At 40.5% G+C, this 18,001-nt stretch carries 14 protein-coding genes; all 14 read left to right on the forward strand.

Annotated features, from left to right (window positions below; all coding sequences use genetic code 11):
* The first annotated feature begins 1 nt into the window (after position 1).
* The 14 genes from BANA01_RS20050 to BANA01_RS20115 all read left to right on the forward strand — a co-directional run bounded on the left by BANA01_RS20050 (position 2) and on the right by BANA01_RS20115 (position 17,942).
* A complete protein-coding gene (locus BANA01_RS20050) occupies positions 2-1,087 on the forward strand; it encodes a mandelate racemase/muconate lactonizing enzyme family protein (RefSeq protein WP_063254408.1) in 1,086 nt (361 codons plus the stop codon).
* Positions 1,088-1,091: 4 nt separating this feature from the next.
* The gene (locus BANA01_RS20055; protein WP_063254409.1) at positions 1,092-2,291 is read left to right on the forward strand and encodes an MFS transporter; all 1,200 of its coding nucleotides are present in this window, start codon (positions 1,092-1,094) and stop codon (positions 2,289-2,291) included.
* Positions 2,292-2,400: 109 nt separating this feature from the next.
* Complete coding sequence (locus tag BANA01_RS20060; RefSeq protein ID WP_063254410.1) at positions 2,401-3,084, forward strand: hypothetical protein; 684 nt, start codon at positions 2,401-2,403, stop codon at positions 3,082-3,084.
* A 108-nt stretch (positions 3,085-3,192) separates the two neighbouring features.
* Positions 3,193-4,620 (forward strand): sodium:solute symporter family protein, encoded by a 1,428-nt coding sequence (locus BANA01_RS20065; RefSeq protein WP_063254411.1) that lies wholly within the window; start codon positions 3,193-3,195, stop codon positions 4,618-4,620.
* A gap of 207 nt (positions 4,621-4,827) precedes the next feature.
* Positions 4,828-6,072: a M20 family metallopeptidase gene (locus tag BANA01_RS20070; protein ID WP_063254412.1), complete on the forward strand. Its 1,245-nt coding sequence runs from the start codon at positions 4,828-4,830 to the stop codon at positions 6,070-6,072.
* Positions 6,073-6,251: 179 nt separating this feature from the next.
* Positions 6,252-7,703, forward strand: coding sequence for a sodium:solute symporter family protein (locus BANA01_RS20075; RefSeq protein ID WP_063254413.1), 1,452 nt, complete (start codon positions 6,252-6,254; stop codon positions 7,701-7,703).
* A gap of 16 nt (positions 7,704-7,719) precedes the next feature.
* Positions 7,720-9,075 (forward strand): amidase, encoded by a 1,356-nt coding sequence (locus BANA01_RS20080; RefSeq protein WP_063254414.1) that lies wholly within the window; start codon positions 7,720-7,722, stop codon positions 9,073-9,075.
* A gap of 36 nt (positions 9,076-9,111) precedes the next feature.
* Positions 9,112-10,215 (forward strand): zinc-binding dehydrogenase, encoded by a 1,104-nt coding sequence (locus BANA01_RS20085; RefSeq protein ID WP_063254415.1) that lies wholly within the window; start codon positions 9,112-9,114, stop codon positions 10,213-10,215.
* A 125-nt stretch (positions 10,216-10,340) separates the two neighbouring features.
* Positions 10,341-12,404 carry a sigma-54 interaction domain-containing protein gene (locus tag BANA01_RS20090; RefSeq protein ID WP_063254416.1) on the forward strand — a complete coding sequence of 688 codons (2,064 nt, stop codon included), beginning with the start codon at positions 10,341-10,343 and terminating at the stop codon, positions 12,402-12,404.
* Positions 12,405-12,555: 151 nt separating this feature from the next.
* Positions 12,556-14,319, forward strand: a complete 1,764-nt coding sequence (locus BANA01_RS20095) for a M28 family peptidase (protein WP_063254417.1) — start codon at positions 12,556-12,558, stop codon at positions 14,317-14,319.
* 111 nt (positions 14,320-14,430) lie between these two features.
* Positions 14,431-15,795 (forward strand): Asp-tRNA(Asn)/Glu-tRNA(Gln) amidotransferase GatCAB subunit A, encoded by a 1,365-nt coding sequence (locus BANA01_RS20100; RefSeq protein WP_063254418.1) that lies wholly within the window; start codon positions 14,431-14,433, stop codon positions 15,793-15,795.
* 38 nt (positions 15,796-15,833) lie between these two features.
* Positions 15,834-16,946, forward strand: a complete 1,113-nt coding sequence (locus BANA01_RS20105) for a CapA family protein (RefSeq protein ID WP_063254419.1) — start codon at positions 15,834-15,836, stop codon at positions 16,944-16,946.
* Positions 16,947-17,080: 134 nt separating this feature from the next.
* A complete protein-coding gene (locus BANA01_RS20110) occupies positions 17,081-17,347 on the forward strand; it encodes a Ger(x)C family spore germination C-terminal domain-containing protein (RefSeq protein ID WP_063254420.1) in 267 nt (88 codons plus the stop codon).
* A 403-nt stretch (positions 17,348-17,750) separates the two neighbouring features.
* Positions 17,751-17,942 (forward strand): hypothetical protein, encoded by a 192-nt coding sequence (locus BANA01_RS20115; RefSeq protein WP_063254421.1) that lies wholly within the window; start codon positions 17,751-17,753, stop codon positions 17,940-17,942.
* Positions 17,943-18,001 lie beyond the last annotated feature (59 nt).

An 18,001-nucleotide genomic window follows, 5' to 3' on the forward strand; every position in this document is an offset into this window, starting at 1 on the left:
TTTGTACATTACAAAGGTAGAGGCAAAGATCGTACGAACACCCTTTAATGTCCCTTTTAAAATGACATATGGGAAAATGCCTCCATATCAATCCCATCTTATTGTTCGAATCACCACCAACACAGGATTGACAGGTCTTGGGGAAGCATCCGAATTACCTTTTTTCACTGGAGAGACTGTTGAAACAATGAAGGCGATAGTGGAAAAAAAACTCGGCCCTGCCATTATTGGAAAACCGGTTTATTCGGTAAGAGAAATACATCATTCAATGGGAATCATTCTCGGGAATGCAACTGGTGCAAAGTCGGCTATTGATATGGCTTTATGGGATGTTCAAGGAAAAAGGTTGAAAACTCCCGTATATGAGCTTTTAGGTGGTGAAAGGAAACAGCCTGTCAGAGTGGCCTACGTATTAGGGGATGAATTCCCGGAGGAAATGGCAAGAGCTGCAAAAGAAATGGCGGAAGCTGGTTTTGATACGCTGAAAATTAAAATTGGCACAGACTTTCGAAAAGATATCGAAGCCATTTCTCAAATTCGACAGGCAATAGGTCCAGCTATTCATTTAAGAATTGATGCAAATCAGGGATATAAAGTGAAAACGGCCGTCCAGGAGATTAAAGAAATCGAACCATATAAGATTGATTACATTGAACAACCAGTCCCCGGATGGGACCATGATGGGTTAAGACAAATTAGAAGTGCAACATCTATTCCCATCATGGCCGACGAGAGTGCCCATACGTTAAAGGATGTGTATGAGCTTGCAAAAAAGGAAGCCATCGACCTGATAGGTATTAAGCTAATCAAATGCGGCGGTATCACACCAGCTGTTCAAATCGCGCAATTTTCAGAAGCAATAGGTCTTCAATGTGTGTTAATCAGTCCATGGGATACGCTGCTTGGAACCTATGCAAGTCTCCATCTTTCCACTATTTTACCTGGGAACTACTCGCATGAAATGGTTGGTCCTTATTATTTAAAGAACGACCCTTTTGGAGTGGTAGAGATTAAGGGAGTGATGGATATACCTAAGGGTATTGGATTCGGGATGGAAGATATTTTCGACGAGATTATGGAGGAGTAGTACCTTGAATAAATTTCAATGGTTCATGGTCTGTTTCGTCAGTTTTATTCATTTTTTAGCTCTATCTCATCGAATGGAAGTCGTTCCTTTTTTGGTAGATCTAAAAGATATGTATCATGTAGGATTTACTGAAGTAGGAGGGCTTTTATCTTCCTTTTTGCTTGGATACGCCATTTTCCAAATTCCTGCAGGAACTCTTGCAGACCGATATTCACCTATATCGTTAATCGTGCTAGGATTGTCTCTAATGATGATTTCATCGATGATCTTTTCAATGACGCATTCACTTTATCTGGCCCTTATTTTAAGGTTTATTATGGGGGCTTCAGCAGCCATGATTTTTTCTCCAGCGATAAAACTAATTTCAATCCATAGCCCTAGAGAAAAACGGGGATTAAGCATTGGCATACTAGAAGGTGCCGCAGCTGCTGGATCGTTATTAACTTTAACTGTTTTTCCGATTCTATCAATCTATGTAGAATGGAACAGATTATTTCTTATGTTATCTATTCTCCTTTTGCCAACATTGCTGCTATTCCTAAAGGTGCCAAAGAGTAAAAATACATCAGAAATACAGGGAAAGAAAGAAGTCCAGTCTAGGGTTTTCTTGAATTTGTTTAAAGATAAAAAAATCAAACGTCTTTTGGGAATTTCCTTTTTTGGCTTATTTGGACTTTATGGATTTCTGGCTTGGATGCCCACCTATTTGGAAGCGGCTATGGGATATACGAAGCAAGAGACCGGTCTGATCATGGCGATTATGATGATCGCTCAAATCATTGGAGCCCCTCTTTCAGGTAAACTTTCTGATATAGTAGGGCAAAGAAAATCAACTCTCATCATCGGTTCTATCTTAGCGGCAGGATGTTGTTTATGGTTGATATTCCTAAACGACACGGGGATATATTGTACAGCTTTTGTAATTGGCATCGCTATTTCATGGTCTTTAGCCCCGATGCTGACTCTCGCGACTGAAATGGTGCATATTAGTAGCGCGGGATCGCTTATTAGTATCATGAACACGGTTGGTCAATTAGGATCAGCAATTTCTGGATATGTATTTGGTATGCTCTATGATTCGTACGGGAGTTTCCAAATAATCTGGATTGTTAGTTTTATTGCTTGTCTGATTCGAATTATGTTCAGTTACTGTGAGCTTGAAAATCATCAAGTCATAGAATCAGAGAAAGAAATTAGTATTTAATTTTTTTAGAATTAGTTTTCAGATTATTCATAACTGACAGAATTTGGTGTCAAGAAAAGATACTAGGATGCTTGAAACCATCAAAAGCGAAATGAAGGGGGAAAGTGAAATGAAAAGAATAATCATGTTGCTATTTGGCGTGATGCTGCTTTCAATTAATACCGTTTCGGCAGAAGAAGCAACGCCGGTTTTAAAAAGCGCCAACCTTAAAGTTATGTATGAAGATGTTATCAAAGTAACGGAAAAAATAACGATCTCCAACTCCGAAGCAATCCCTAAGGGAATATTAGAGCATATCGTAACCAAAATCGGGGGTGCGCATTTTGAAGATTTAGTGATTAATGGAGAGGATCAAGAGCTTACCTATGAGTTAAATGAAGGAAATTCTGTTAATAGAGTACTAGTATCTCTACCTGAAGGCAGTAAAGGAGAATTTACGTATACAGTAAGTTATCAATTTTCAGATACGAGAAATGAGAAAATTCCATTTGTCGTACCGGCTGTTAATACAGCTGGAAATGGTAATGTAGTCTCATTAAATGTCAATCTCCCAAACGGGAAATATCTGCATGAATCATTCCCCATTATTGATTCTGGAGATTCGGGGATGGTCAAAGAGGATATGATGAACATTCCAAGTTACGTAAATCTTGAAACAGGTTCTTCGCCTGCAGGCTTATTTACAACTTCAAATCTATATACCTTTTTCGGATTGGCTGTCATCTTGGGAATTATTTTGGCTTGGATCATTAGTGAAAGAAAAAGTAAGGGTGGTGAAGTAGTAAATGTTTAATCTAGGTGCTCCCTTTACTTTTTTTGTCCTCTATACCGTTGTTTGGATTGCTGGATATTTCCTTTGGGCTGTTAAAAGTGAAAAATAACTAAAAGGAGGGGATCGTGAATGTTTGAAGTAAGTACGACGTTTTATGTGGTGTTGGTTTTATATTTTGCCGTCATTCTTGGTATCGGAATATGGTCGGGAACAAAGAACAAAGGAACAGAGGATTTCTTGGTAGCAGGAAGATCCATTGGGCCATTAGTCGGTGGTGCAGCATTTGCAGCTACACAAATGAGTGCAGGTACATTTGTAGGAACACTTGGTATTCATTACTTAACGGGCGGGAGCTTCCTTTGGATTTGGGCTGGACTTTGGTTCGGCTGGTTAATTGCGGCTACCCTAGTCGGCCCTAAGTTTCAATCTTTTAAAGGGTTAACGGTACCTGACTACGTAGGTACTAGATTTAATAGTAAAGCGGCTCGGGGAATATCAGCCCTTTTAATATTAGTAGCCTATACCGTTTACCTAACTGCACAGTACCAAGCGGGAGGGAATATTTTCCAAACACTATTCGGAATTCCGTTCATCTGGGGAGCGATCATAACCGTTGGGATCACTTTACTTTATACGATGATTGGCGGAATGAGAGCTACAGCTTATAGTGATTTCGTTCAGGCGATTATTATGGCCGGCTGCTTTTTTGCTGCCCTTCCATTGCTCTTTAATCAAGCAGGTGGAACAGAATTTGTCGGGAATTTTTTAGCCGAATTTAGTCCTAATATGTTAAGCTGGCATTTCGGTTTTAAGGAGTTGCTTGGTTTTGGTGCAGCCTTTGGGTTTGCAATGGCAGCAGCGCCATATGAGTTAGCAAGAATGTATACATTAAGAGATAGGAAGACCGTAAAATTAGCAATCGGCTTTTCATTTATTTTCCAAGCTGTTGTTGGTATTTCTGTAGCAGCAGCAGGCATGGCCATTCGAGCACTCTTCCCATATATGCCTACACCTGATATTGCTTCTACCATCATGGCCATTAATATACTTCCGCCAGTTGTGGGGTCCTTGATTATTTTAGCAATCCTCTCAGCGATAATGAGTACAGTTTCCGGCATTATGATGGTATCTGCTTCCGCGTTTTCACATGATTTCTATGCCACGATGATCAAGCCTAACGCCAGTGACAGTGAAAAAATGAAGGTAAACCGAATTGCGGTACTAGTACTAGGAATTATCCCTATTTTCTTGGCCTTAAGACAGTTGGACATTGTTCAATTCATAGTCGTTCTCCAGGCATCCTTAACAGCGAGCTTTTTCTTTGCAACGGTGATTCTTGGCCTTAACTGGAAGAGAGGTACAGCTGCGGGAGCAATTGTTTCGATGATTGGCGGCTTCTTCACAGCATTGTTCTGGTATTTAGCAGGTAATCCGTTGGGGATTAATGAGGTTATACCTGGAGTCATGGTCAGTTTCGTCTCATTTATTGTTGTTAGCCTAGTAACGAAACCTGTGCCAAAAGAAGCGCTTCAGCCATTCTTTGAGGATGTGAAGTAAATGTTTAAGGGGGGATTTATTCCTTCCCCTTTTTTAATTGTCATTTGAAACAAATTTAAGTTCGTTTAGGTTAAAAGGTAGGTCGTGTATCTTCACCTAAATGAACCTAATTCCTATCGAAACTTTAATATATAATATTAAAAACCTTGTTAAAAGATTGGCACAGAACTTGCATTAATATGGTTGTAAAGAGAAAGGGGTGCAACCATGAATGTAGCAATTGAAAAAGTAGTAGATTCGATGAGTAATGAAATCGTAACTCTATTGCAAAAAATGATTCAAATTCCTAGTGAAAATCCACCAGGAAACTATGAGGAAATTTGTAACTTTCTAGAAAAGGAACTATTATCGTTAGGATTTGAGGTAAAAGTAGTCAATGTGCCTGAGGAAGTGACGAGGAAATTAAATCTGCCAACACCTCGGAAAAATGTTATTGCAGTCATGAAAGGGAATGGAGGAGGGAAAAATTTAATTTTTAACTCTCATATTGATACGGTTCCAGCAGGAGACTTGGAACAATGGACCCACCCGCCATTTTCAGGAGCCATTGCTAATGGTAAGGTATATGGAAGAGGTGCAACAGACTCCAAAGGTCGATTAACCGCTTATATTATGGCTGCTGTGGCGTTAAAGAAGTCCGGAATTCCTTTTTACGGTGATATTGTGATCGCAGCTACTTGTGATGAAGAAACTGGCGGTGTTCTAGGAGCAGGTTATGTCACTGGTCAAGGATTAGTTACAGGTGATATGGTGGTTGTGGAAGGCTACAGCAATCATATCGTTCGCGCTATGGCTGGAGTTCTTCAGTTAAGAATTAAATCAACAGGCCGTCCTGCTCATGCAGCCTTCAAATGGAAGGGAATAAATGCCGTTGAAAAAATGGCAAAAGTCATTCTAGAATTAACTAACCTGCAAGAACAATTAAAAAATGAACCTTCAGAAGTTGAGGGAATGAGTTATACAACCGTCAATATTGGAATTATCAATGGGGGAACCAAGGTGAATGTTGTCCCTGGGACCTGTGAGATTGAGGTGGACTTTCGGGTGATACCAGAACAAACCCTTGATGATATTTATAATCGGGTATCTACTATGATCGAAAGGCTTCAGATGGAAGATCCAGAGATGAACATCCAGGTAGAGCGAGTGCCGGATTTTCAAACCAATCCAACCGTAACTGAAGCGAATTCACCTCTAATTGAGGAATTGCAATCGGCTATTCAAGAGGTTTCAGGAACCTCACTTCCTGTCGTAGGAATGTTAGGGCAATCAGATACACGCTGGTTTATTCAAAATGGAATTCCAGGTATTAATTATGGCCCTGGTACCAACAACAATAATCTCCATGGGTATGATGAGTTCATGGAAATTGAGGATTTAATCCAAACGACAAAAATCTTAACGGTTCTTGCTAAAAATTTCTGTGGAACAAAAGAATTCGTCACGGAATAGCAGGAGTTTATCCTGATTTTTCGGAATATAGAAACAATTACAAAAAGGGGTTGGAGAAGAATGGGTACATTTTTGGGGTTATCGGCATCTAATTGGTTTATTTGGATCACAATGGGTGTCTTCATTATCACCTATTTTGTTGTCACCGAAGCGATCACTAAAAAGGAGGAGAAAAAATAATGGCTATCGCTGTTCTTGTCGCATATATGCTCGCTGTTATTGGGATTGGATATTACATGAAATCTCGCATCCAAAATGAAATGGATTTCTTAGCTGCTGGCGGGAAATTAGGGGTCTGGGTTGGAGGTATGACGCTTGCAGCCACTCAGATGAGTGCCGGTACAGCCATTGGAACGGTGGGCTTCCACTATCAAGTAGGCTATAATTTTGCTTGGATTTGGCCAGCGATTTGGGCTTCATGGGTCATCATGGCCATCTTTATTGCGCCTAAAATGAAAGCATTCTTTAATTCTAATAAGGCCTTAACCATTCCCGACCTATTAGGAACCCGCTATGAAAGTAATGCCATCCGAGTGATTTCTGTTCTTATTCTATTAGTTTGTTACGGGATGACAGTAGTAGCTGAATTAGTTGGGGGATCGTATTTATTAAATGTGGTTTTCGATATCCCTATTACATGGGGTGTATTAATTATTGCATTTATCTTTATTGCTTACACTGTAATGGGCGGGTTATTTGCCATTGCTTATACAGACGTGCTCCAAATGATTGTCTTTGCTCTAGGATTTGCGATTGCGGTGCCTTTTGCAGTATCAAAGGCAGGGGGCTTTAGTAAATTAAATGAAACATTATCTTCGATTGATCCGAATCTTGTTGCCACGGGGATGCCTTCATCGGCTTTAACTGCGGTCGCTCTGTCATTCTTTATCATGATGATCGGATATCCTATTATTGCTGTTCGTTTTTATTCCATAAAAGATAATAAAACGATCCGCCGTGCAGTAGGTATATCTTTTATTTTTCAGGCAATTGTAGCGGTTTCTATCGCCATCCTTGGGGTTAGTGCAAGAGTTCTATATCCTAATTTAACTTCACCTGATTTAGCCAGCTCTACAATCGCCATGGATCTATTGCCTCCAGTATTGGGTGGATTGCTTTTAGCAGCGATTTTAGCAGCGATTCAGTCTACTGTAAGTGCCGTTTTGTTGATGCTTGGAAGTTCAATCTCACATGATATTATGAAAAATGTAATGAAGAAAAAATTAAGCGACAAACAACAATTAAAGATTACCAGAATTGTGGTATTGATTATGGGGATTTTACCAATACCGTTTGCGTTAAACCCGCTGCCATTAATTCAGCAGATTTGGATTAATGCAGCTGCCCTGATTGGTTCATCCTTCGCAGTCTCTATTTTGTTAGGGTTGTACTGGAAACGGGCAACAAAAGCTGGTGCGATTACTTCCATGGTTGGTGGAATAGGCAGCGCTGTACTTTGGTTATCACTTGGCAACCCATTTGGATTGGATCCTGTTTATATCAGTGTACCGGTAAGTCTATTAGGAATGGTGTTTGTCAGCTTACTAACCAAGCCGGTGTCAAAACAAGCATTACAACCATTTTTTAAAGATGTCCAAGCATCGGAGTCTGGAAACACAATAGCAGGATAAAAAGGAGGAACTTGCATTGCCTTCAACAGATACGAAGCAATTACTTTATAAGTCAATTGAAGAAATCAGTACATTATATAGGAAAAAAGAGGTATCTCCGGTCGAGATTACGGAAGCAACATTAGATCGCTTACAGGAAGTGGAGCCAAGGCTAAATGCATTTGTTACGGTCCTTGGTGAGCAAGCTTTGGCGAAAGCAAGAAAAGCTGAAGTGGTTTTCGTAAAAGGGGAAAAGGCCAGTAAGTTATTTGGGATACCTGTATCATTGAAGGATATTTTTATGACAAAAGGGATTCGTACTTCACTTGGATCAAGAATTATGAAGGACTTTGTTCCAGAAGAAGATGCTTTTGTTTATCGTGCATTACAGGATAATGGTGCCATCATCATTGGGAAAAATAATATGCTTGAATTTGCCTACGGGTCCGTACACCCAGATTATGGTCAATGCAATAATCCGTGGAATGTAAGCCGTACAGCTGGTGGATCTAGTACTGGGTCAGGCGCGTCAGTTGCCGTAGGGATTGGATATGCCTCAATCGGAACGGATACAGGAGGCTCCATCCGCGTTCCATCTTCCTTTTGCGGTATTGTTGGGCTGAAGCCAACCTATGAAACGGTTTCACGACAAGGATTGTTCCCTTTATCTCATTCTTTAGACCATATCGGCCCGCTAACTAGGACTGTTCGAGATAATGCAACTGTTCTGGAGCACATTTCTTCCCGCCGTTTTATTTTCGATTCCTGGGGAGAGATTCGCGGGATAAAAGTGGGCGTCATCCGATCATTAACCGATTCTATTATGAATCCGGAAGTATCTGCGTTAATGTTATCTGCCATTCAGCAACTCAAGGAATTAGGGGCTCAGCTTTACGATGTAGAGATTCCAGGAATTGAATCAATCGAAGAAGCTGCCATGCCTATTGTCCTTGCGGAAGCTTCGACGTATCATCAAAAATGGTTTGATTCGAGGGAAAAAGATTATTCACCAAACACCTATGCCAACCTAAGAGAAGGCTATAAGGTTACAGCAGTAAGCTATTTGGAAGCGTTAGGGAAGAAAAAGGAGTTCACAGAAGAAGTTGATCAAGTATTAAAACAGGTGGATGTGCTGATTTGTCCAACGGTCCCATATCCAGCTACTGAAAAGGACCCTTCCTTTGAGGATGGAAATATCGATATTTCTCAGAGCACGATTCCATTTAATATGAGTGGACATCCAGCTCTATCTCTGTCAGCAGGAAATACTGGTTCAGAAAATCTGCCGGTGGGGCTGCAAATCATTGGGCGATACTTTGATGAAGATACCATTTATCGTGTAGGTGATGCCTTCCAACAATCTACAGGCGGCTACAAGAAGCCTCCACTTTAAATGAGAGAAATGGATAAGGTGGATGGAGGGGATACCATGTTAAAAAACGATTCAATTAATACCATAAAACCTAACCATGTTCCTGATACCATGAAAGCTGTTGTCATTAGGGAACATGGCGGACCGGAAGTACTAAAGTATGAATCAATCGAGACTCCCGTGCCGGGGCCTGGAGAGGTATTGCTTAAAGTTGAGGCAACTGCATTAAATCACCTTGACATTTTTGCAAGAGAGGGCTTAAAAGGACCTGGTGTCCCAGAAATCACATTACCACATATATCGGGTGTAGATATTGTCGGAACCGTTGAATATTATGGGCAAGGGCTCCCTGGACAGAAAGGCGGACCTGCAATAGGAGAAAGAGTTATCATCAATCCTGCTATCGGTTGTAATGAATGCCGCTTTTGCCGACGTGGAGAACCAAGTATGTGCCATGACTATCAAATATTGGGGGAACATTTTTGGGGCGGTTTGGCTGAATATGTAGTGGCCCCTGCACGCAATATTATACCTGTACCTGCTCACATTCCATCTGAGGTAGCTGCAGCTGCTCCAGTTGTTTACACTACTGCATGGAGAGCCGTTATGACGGTTGCCCAGGTAAAACCATCAGACATGGTCCTTGTAGTTGGGGCATCTGGAGGTCTGGGATCGGCCCAGGTCGAGATTGCCGCAGCAGCAGGCGCCACTGTAATCGGAATTGCCAGTACGGAAGAGAAACGTCAAAAAGCACGTCAAAAAGGCGCTGTTGCGGTGTTTGATTCAAATGGTGATTGGGAAGCAGAAGTAATGGATTGGACCAATGGACATGGGGTCAGTGCCGCTTTTGATGCGGTAGGGGCCCCTACCATAAGGAAAAGCTTGCGATGCCTAGAGATGGGCGGGAAACTGGTCCTTTCAGGAGCAACAGCTGGTGATTCGCCTGATTTAAGCATAAGAGAAATTTATCAGCGTCACCGTCAAATACTAGGCGCACCGATGGGGAATTGGGAAGATTTTTTGCAGGTGACGAACCTGATTTGGAACGGAAAATTACATCCAACTATTCATAAAGTATATCCTTTCGAGGAAATTGCTGAGGCACAGCAAGAGTTGGAAGAGAGAAAGCATTTTGGAAAAATAGTAATAAAGATAAGTTGAAAAAATTGTAAGAGTAAAAACAGCCGCTTGGCTGTTTTTATTTTTTTTGAATAGTCCTCATTGACTAAAAAATCAAAAAACTTTAAAATATCCTTTAAGATAGGTTGAATTAGGGGGAGAATAGGTTGCCTAAGATTTTAGCGGTCACGAAGGATAATCGTACATATAAATTGTTTTTTAATCAAATTTCCGCCTTTTTTAATGGAAAAGTGACCATTTTATCAAGCGAGCAATGTCAAGATTATGAAAACGTTGATATCATATTGCTCTCTAATAAAGAGCTTCAAGACGACCAGTACCCCGAAGAAAAAGTCTTAATTGCTAGAAGGACGATAAATATTGCAAGATTAGAAGAATTAATCTCTTTGCCGGCAGGAACTGAATGCCTTGTAGTCAATAACTTAGCCTCCACTGCCTCTGAAACGATCGAAATTTTGGAAAACTTCGGTTTTGAATTAAAGTTCTATCCCTATTACCCTGGAATCAAAACCTATCAAAAAGTAGAGGTCGCCATTATTCCTGAGGCACTTGAAATGGTTCCAAAAGGGATAAAAAGAATGATCGATATCGGGTTGCGCCCATTAGATTTTTCAACCCTCATTGAACTTTCACTTAAGTTAAACATTAATATCGATCGAGCCAATATTCAGTCAGCCAGATACATTCAAGAAATCATAAAGTTAAGCAGAAACCTTTCCCATTCCTTTAAAGAGGTTGCCCATCTCAATCATCAATTAGATGCCATTTTAAACACTGTACATGATGGAATTCTTGCGACAGATGCCGAAAAGAAGATTATAAAAATAAACAGATCAGCAAAATCAATGCTCGGTATGCATCATTCAGAGAATGAGATCATTGGAAAGAAAGTTTCAGAAATACTTCCAAAATTGAAGCTGGATTCCTACATAAATGATGATTTATCGCAAAAAAACCATGTTATATCCTTTAACGAAAGAAAATTAATTATCAATAATAGTTCCATTGTAGTAGATCAAAAAAATAGTGGAGACGTCACAGCTTTTCAGGATGTAACACGGATTCAGGCTTTGGAGCAGGAAATCAGAAAGAAGATACAAAAAAAGGGGTTTTCTTCAAGGTATTCGATATCAGATATCATTGGTAAAAGTCAGCGAATGAAGGATATCTTGCATATTATCAACAAGCTGGCTAAAACAGACCGGACCGTATTAATATTAGGGGAAAATGGAACTGGAAAGGAATTGTTTGCCCATTCTATTCATCAACTATCATCCCGTCGTAACGGCCCATTTATTCCCGTGAATTTTGCCGGGCTACCTGAATCATTAGCGGAAAGTGAACTTTTTGGATATGAAGAAGGGACATTTACTGGCGGAGTAAAAGGTGGTAAACAAGGACTTTTTGAATTAGCACATAATGGTACCATCTTCCTTGATGAAATAGGGGACGCTCCTAAAAACCTGCAAACTCTGCTCTTACGCGTTTTACAAGAGAAACAAGTGATGCGGGTTGGGGGGAGAAGTATTATCCCAGTCAATGTCCGTGTGATTGCCGCAACAAATAAGGACCTAAAAAAGATGGTGGAAGAAGGAAGCTTTCGCGAGGATCTCTATTATCGGTTATTTGTTTTGCCGCTGCGCATACCTCCTCTTCGGGATCGAAAAGAGGATATTCCGGAATTAATCACTCATTTTTTTGAAGAGTTTTGTCCCACTATTCCCGCTATATCGGATGATGTCTTGAATGAGTTAGTTAATTATAATTGGCCTGGTAACGTAAGAGAGTTGGCAAGTGTTGTACAATACATGATTACGGTGATGGAAAATAACGTTATCACTTTTCTTGATTTACCGGAACAATTTCACCGGACAGGACCAACTGTTATAATAGATGATACCTTATTGCAGTTGAATAAAGAAGGAGATTTGGTAGACTTTCATACAATACTATGTAGTTTACTTGAAGCCATGCAGGAGCGGAAGAGCATAGGCAGAGGGAAAATCGTTTCGTATGCTAAGGAAAAAGGAGTCCTCTTAACGGATCAACAAGTTCGGCGCAGAATGGAAACGTTGAGGGATCGGGGATTTATTCAATCTGGAACAAAAGGCCAGGGTAGCAAATTAACCCAAATGGGTATGAGTATTATCCAACAAATGGAAAGAATCATAAATGAAAACGAAAAAGTTATGAAAAGGCTGTCCGAATAGGACAGCCTTTTTTAGCCTATTAGACCCTAAATAGGCAGCCTTGGTCACAGGTGAGTTCTTTATTTCTACAACTTTTGTAATTTGGTAACTTGGCACAATACTTGCATTAATAGTATATGAAACCATGTATCCAAGAAAGGGGATAAAATCAATGTCAACTCTTACAAATATTGCTCTAGAGAAAAGCTTACTTGATGAAATTAGTATGGAGGTTCCAAAAGCCGTCCTGGAAAGATTCTGCACGTTAATTCGTGAATCCGGTAGTGAAGATGAAAGAATTGCAGCTGACTTCTTAACGAATTATTTACAAGAATGGGGTGTACCTCATAAGGTCCATCACCCTGAATTATATTTAAGCGTTCCAAAAAAGGCTTATCTAAAAGTAACGGCTCCCTTTGAAAAAGAAATTCGAGTTAAAACACCTTCTTTTTCAATTGCAACCGGTGATGATTCAGTCAGTGGCGAGCTTGTTTACATATCTACAGGATATGCAAAAGGCATTAATGATATTTTCGGAACGGCAGTAGATGGCGATTTAGGAGATTTACAAGGAAAAATCGTCCTAACTGAAGGGTATGCGATGCCAGGAAAGGTAAGAGAATTTGCCGAAAAGGGAGTATATGCGATGATTTTCATCAACCCTGGCAAAAACATTCACGAGGGCATATGTACACCAATCTGGGGAGCACCAGATTTAGAAAACATGAATAACGAACCAACCATCCCGGTCCTTGCGATCAATAAAAACGATGGCGATGAGTTAAAAGAATTAATTGAAAAAGAAAGCGTAACGATTGAATTCAAGACATTCCTAGAAAAAGGCTGGATGGAATGTCCGGTTATCGATATTTTTATAGAAGGAACAGAAGAACCAGAAAAATACGTTCTCTTGCACGGGCATTTAGACTCTTGGCATGAAGGAATCGGTGATAATGCTACCGGTAATGCAGCATTACTTGAAATGGCTCGCATCTTCTATAAGAATCGTGACAAATTAAAAAGAAGTGTGCGAATTGCTGTTTGGACAGGTCATTCAACGGGAAGATATGCTGGTTCTAGCTGGTTTGTTGACGAATTCGGATTAGATCTGGATAAAAATTGTATTGCACAGGTGAACTGTGACTCTCCAGGCTGCCGCTGGGCGACTTCTTATGAGTATATGATGTGGATGAGCGAAGTCGATGAATTCTGTACAGATGTAATTACGGATGCTGTCAATCTTCCTTCAAAAGGATCAAGACCACTTCGTGCAGGTGATTATTCTTTTAACAACATTGGTATTACTTCCTTCTTTATGCTTTCTTCCAGCATTCCAGAGGAGCTTCTAAAAGAAAAAGGCTACTATCCTGTAGGCGGCTGTGGAGCAAACATTGAATGGCACACAGAAGAAGATTTAATGCATGTAGCTGACTTAGATATCCTTGTAAAGGACATTAAAGTCTATATTACCGGGGTGCTTCGTGCAGCCAATAGCGTTGTTCATCCATTTAATTTTGTGAAGACAGCGGAAGAGTTTGACAATACGATTAAATCCTACCAGGATGCAGCAGGCTCGAATTTTGATTTTACTCTAGCAATAAATGAGGTTTCCGCACTTCGCGAAGATTTACTAGCATTCTATGAAAAAGCAAACGCATTAAAAGGTTTGGAAATCAGTAACCCTCAAGTGAAACAAGCAAATGAAATTATTGAAAAATTAGCAAGAACCCTAGTTCCAATCAACTTCACAAAGCGTGGGAAATTCTGGCATGATCCTGCTCTTAATGTTCCAGCCCTGCCAGACATTGCACCGGCCTTAAACTTTAAACAGGTACAAGAAGGAACTCATGAGTATAAGGTTTTAAAAACTCATTTAACTCGCGGCCAAAACCGTGTCATTTGGGCCCTTCAACAAGCCCGGGAATTACTATCTTAAGAGTGTCTGCTGCTGGGAGTGTCAGGAGCTTGCTGACACTCCTTTTGTGAATAAAAAATGACGCATTTAAGGCTCATCCAGACCAGCCTAGCAAATGGAGGAGAAACCGAAATGGCAATAAAAAGTGCAAAAGATTTACTATTTAAAACAATCGATGAAATTGGAACGTTGTATCGCCGTAAGGAGGTATCACCGGTTGAAGTAACTAAAGCAACTTTAGAGCGTTTGGATGAGCTCGAACCAAAGTTAAATGCTTTTATTACAGTGATGGCGGAAGAGGCCCTCCTGAAAGCTCAAGAAGCGGAAGCTGTATTTCTTAAAGGAGAAACAGTAGGCAAATTGTATGGTGTGCCTGTATCGATTAAGGATATCTTCAACACTAAGGGAATCAAAACGACATTAGGATCAAGGATTCTACAAAACTATGTTCCAGATGAGGATGCCTACCTTTTTACAGCGCTACAATCTTCTGGTGCGATTATTTTTGGTAAAAACAATATGCTTGAGTTCGCATATGGTTCTGTTCATCCTAATTATGGCCAGTGTAATAACCCCTGGGATGTCAATAGAACTTCCGGAGGCTCAAGTACAGGTTCGGCATCTTCCGTTGCCGCCGGGATTGGATTTGCATCCATTGGAACCGATACAGGAGGCTCCATCCGCCTGCCATCCTCATTTTGTGGGATTGTCGGATTAAAGCCAACCTATGATAGAGTTTCGCGTGAGGGGTTATTCCATTTATCCCATTCATTGGATCATATTGGACCGCTAACGAGAACCGTTCGTGACAATGCGATTGTGTTGGAAAGTATTTCTTCTATTCCAGTAAATTTCAATTCTATTTTTACCGGTTCGATTAAAGGTATGAAAGTAGGTGTCATCCGTTCATTGATCGACTCAACAGCCATTCATCCAGGGGCAAGAGAATTGGTGAATGCTGGGATTAATCAGCTTGCTGAATTAGGTGCTGAAGTCGTGGACATCGAAATACCTGAAATTGCAAACATAGGCGAAATCGCTCTTCCAATATTGATGTCAGAAGGATCCTTCCATCATAAGAAGTGGTATCCAGAACGTGCAGTCGATTACGCAGAAGGAACCAAGATCGTTTTGGCAGAAGGATTCAAGATACCAGCTGTAAGTTATGTAGAAGCACTTGCTAAGAAAAGAAAGTTTGCTGAAAAAATCGACAGTCTATTCGATCGTTTCGATGTACTTGTATGCCCAACCTCACCAAGTCCTGCAACGGAACGTGATCCATCATTTGAAGATACAACATATGATTATCTCCAGCGAACCATTCCGTTTAACATTGCGGGTAATCCTGCATTAACGGTTTCCGCCGGCCTTACGTCATCTGAAAATTTACCTGTAGGTCTTCAGTTCATCGGGCGTCACCATGATGAAGCAACCATTTATCGTATCGCCGATACATTCCAAATAGCCAATGGAGGATATAAACGCCCGCTCATTTAGGGGCCATTTTTCTATAATAAATATTGGGGGTTGTCCATATGTCATCAATCACTATTGCTGCTGTAGGTGATATTACTCTATCGCAGAAAGTTGGAAAGGAATTATTCAGAGGTGTATGGGATGCTGCGGATATTCGAATTGGAAATCTGGAGTCGCCAATCATGCATACACCGGGTGCTCCCGCTGATAAGCAATTTCGATTGCAACAGCCAATAGAAGCAGGGGAATGGCTGAAAGAGTTGAATCTTACAGCCGTTTCGATTGCTAATAATCACACAATGGACTGGGGCCCAGAGGGACTTTTTCAAACACAAGAAGAACTGGATCGGATTGGCGTAAGCTATGCTGGAGGAGGCCGGAATCTAGAAGAAGCCATCAAACCTGTATATTTTCAAGCGGGCGAACATAGAATTGCATTCCTATCTTGGGCCACTACGCTGTCACCAGGATTCCAGGCCATGCACAATCGTCCAGGTATAGCGGGTGTAAGGGTTACATCTTTCTATGAATTAGGACCAAGTCTTGATTTGGAGCAGCCTGGAACAGCTCCGTATATTAAATCAGTACCGTTTGAGGAAGATCTAGAATTACTTGAAAAAGTGATTGAGGAGGCAAATAGGGAAGCAGATCTCGTTATATTAGCTCTTCATTGGGGTGTACCGCCTCAGTGGTGTGTTCCATATCAAGGTGTGATTGCCGAATATCAACCAATCATTGCGCAGCGTGCAGCCAATGCTGGTGTCGATATTATACTTGGACACCATGCACATGCTCCATATGGAATGGAAGCATTCAAAGGGAAAGATGAAAAAGAAGTGCCTGTGCTTTACAGTCTTGGAAACTACATTTCTCATTACGAATACTCAGGAGTAGGGCTGGATATGTCTTCCTGTACCATTAAATTCCCTCCTAAGCTCCCAGAAAACCGCCAAAGCTGTATTGCAGAAATCAAACTAACTACTTCTAATAACAGACTTACTGTTGAACTGGTTACAATCCATCCAGCAGTAATCAGTGAAATTGGTGAAGCAATTGAAACTAGTAACCAAGATTGTTTAGACATTGCCAAGCGATTAAATGAGTTTAATAATCAGCGTGGTACGGTAACAGTAATCGAAGATAATAAAGTTGTGTGGAATAACAATAATTAAAACACTGCCTAAAATTTGAATGCATGATTTCTAATATATAAACAAAGCGACTAATGATTTGGAGAGATCCAGATAAATGAGACAAGGATAAAACACCCCCTGAATCGTATTTATACAATATGATTCTTAGGAGGGTGTTTTTCTATGAGCACGATAGTACATTAGCCAGAAATGAATACCGAGGCAACAAAGACTTGGACAGGCAGGCCAGCATGCACGAATTAGTCGACGGGCTCGAGGGCTATATGGAAGAGGGCACCGTTTCACTGCTAAAAAATTTTCAGGAATTGAAAGTGGATCCCCTTGAAATAGGCGGACAGACGATGGGACCCGCTTCAAAACACATGTCAGAAGAAGACTGGATAAAGTTCTGGCAGAGTGCAAAAATATTTCGAACTTGAACCTTTTTCCATTTAATATAGAGTACAAGTAGCTGCGATACATTTCGCAGCCTGTTTTTTATACCTTGACAATCATTCAGCTGTCGGTGAAGGTAGTAACAAGCTATTGCGGATACCTACGGTATTATAAATTCCTCACAAGTAAAACTTAGGTGAAAAAATTGGATGAAGAAGGAAGTACTGAGGCCATTAAACGATTGACATCACCGGGTTCAGGGGGCAAATCCTTTAAAGGGGAAAAGTACTTACTTTAGGACAAAATATAATAAATAAATTCCGCTATATAAAATCTTCTTATGTTATACATATCAACTTACTATAAAAGGGGTGGCGTTTATGAAGTTATTCTTTTTGTACCACTCTGTAGTAAAAAATATCTCGAGGGGTGGAATCATTATGAGGAATGACTGACTGTAAATGGTGTGACGAAGAAAAAGATTTCCTGGTTTATATGAAACATGAATACAAAGAAAGAATTTACCATAAGAACCTTGGGAAAGCAGGGTTCGAAGGAAATCTCAAGATGGCTATGGAGTTTGTGATAAATGCGGAAAATGCAGGGAATATGGGAATTGTTCCTGCGTCTTTAATTTAATGGCTGTAGATTTTTATAAAGAGGAGACTATGGCATTTACCAACGAAGATTCTAGACAT

Origin of the sequence: Neobacillus niacini NBRC 15566 (assembly GCF_001591505.1) — a bacterium.
GTDB lineage: Bacteria > Bacillota > Bacilli > Bacillales > Cytobacillaceae > Neobacillus > Neobacillus niacini.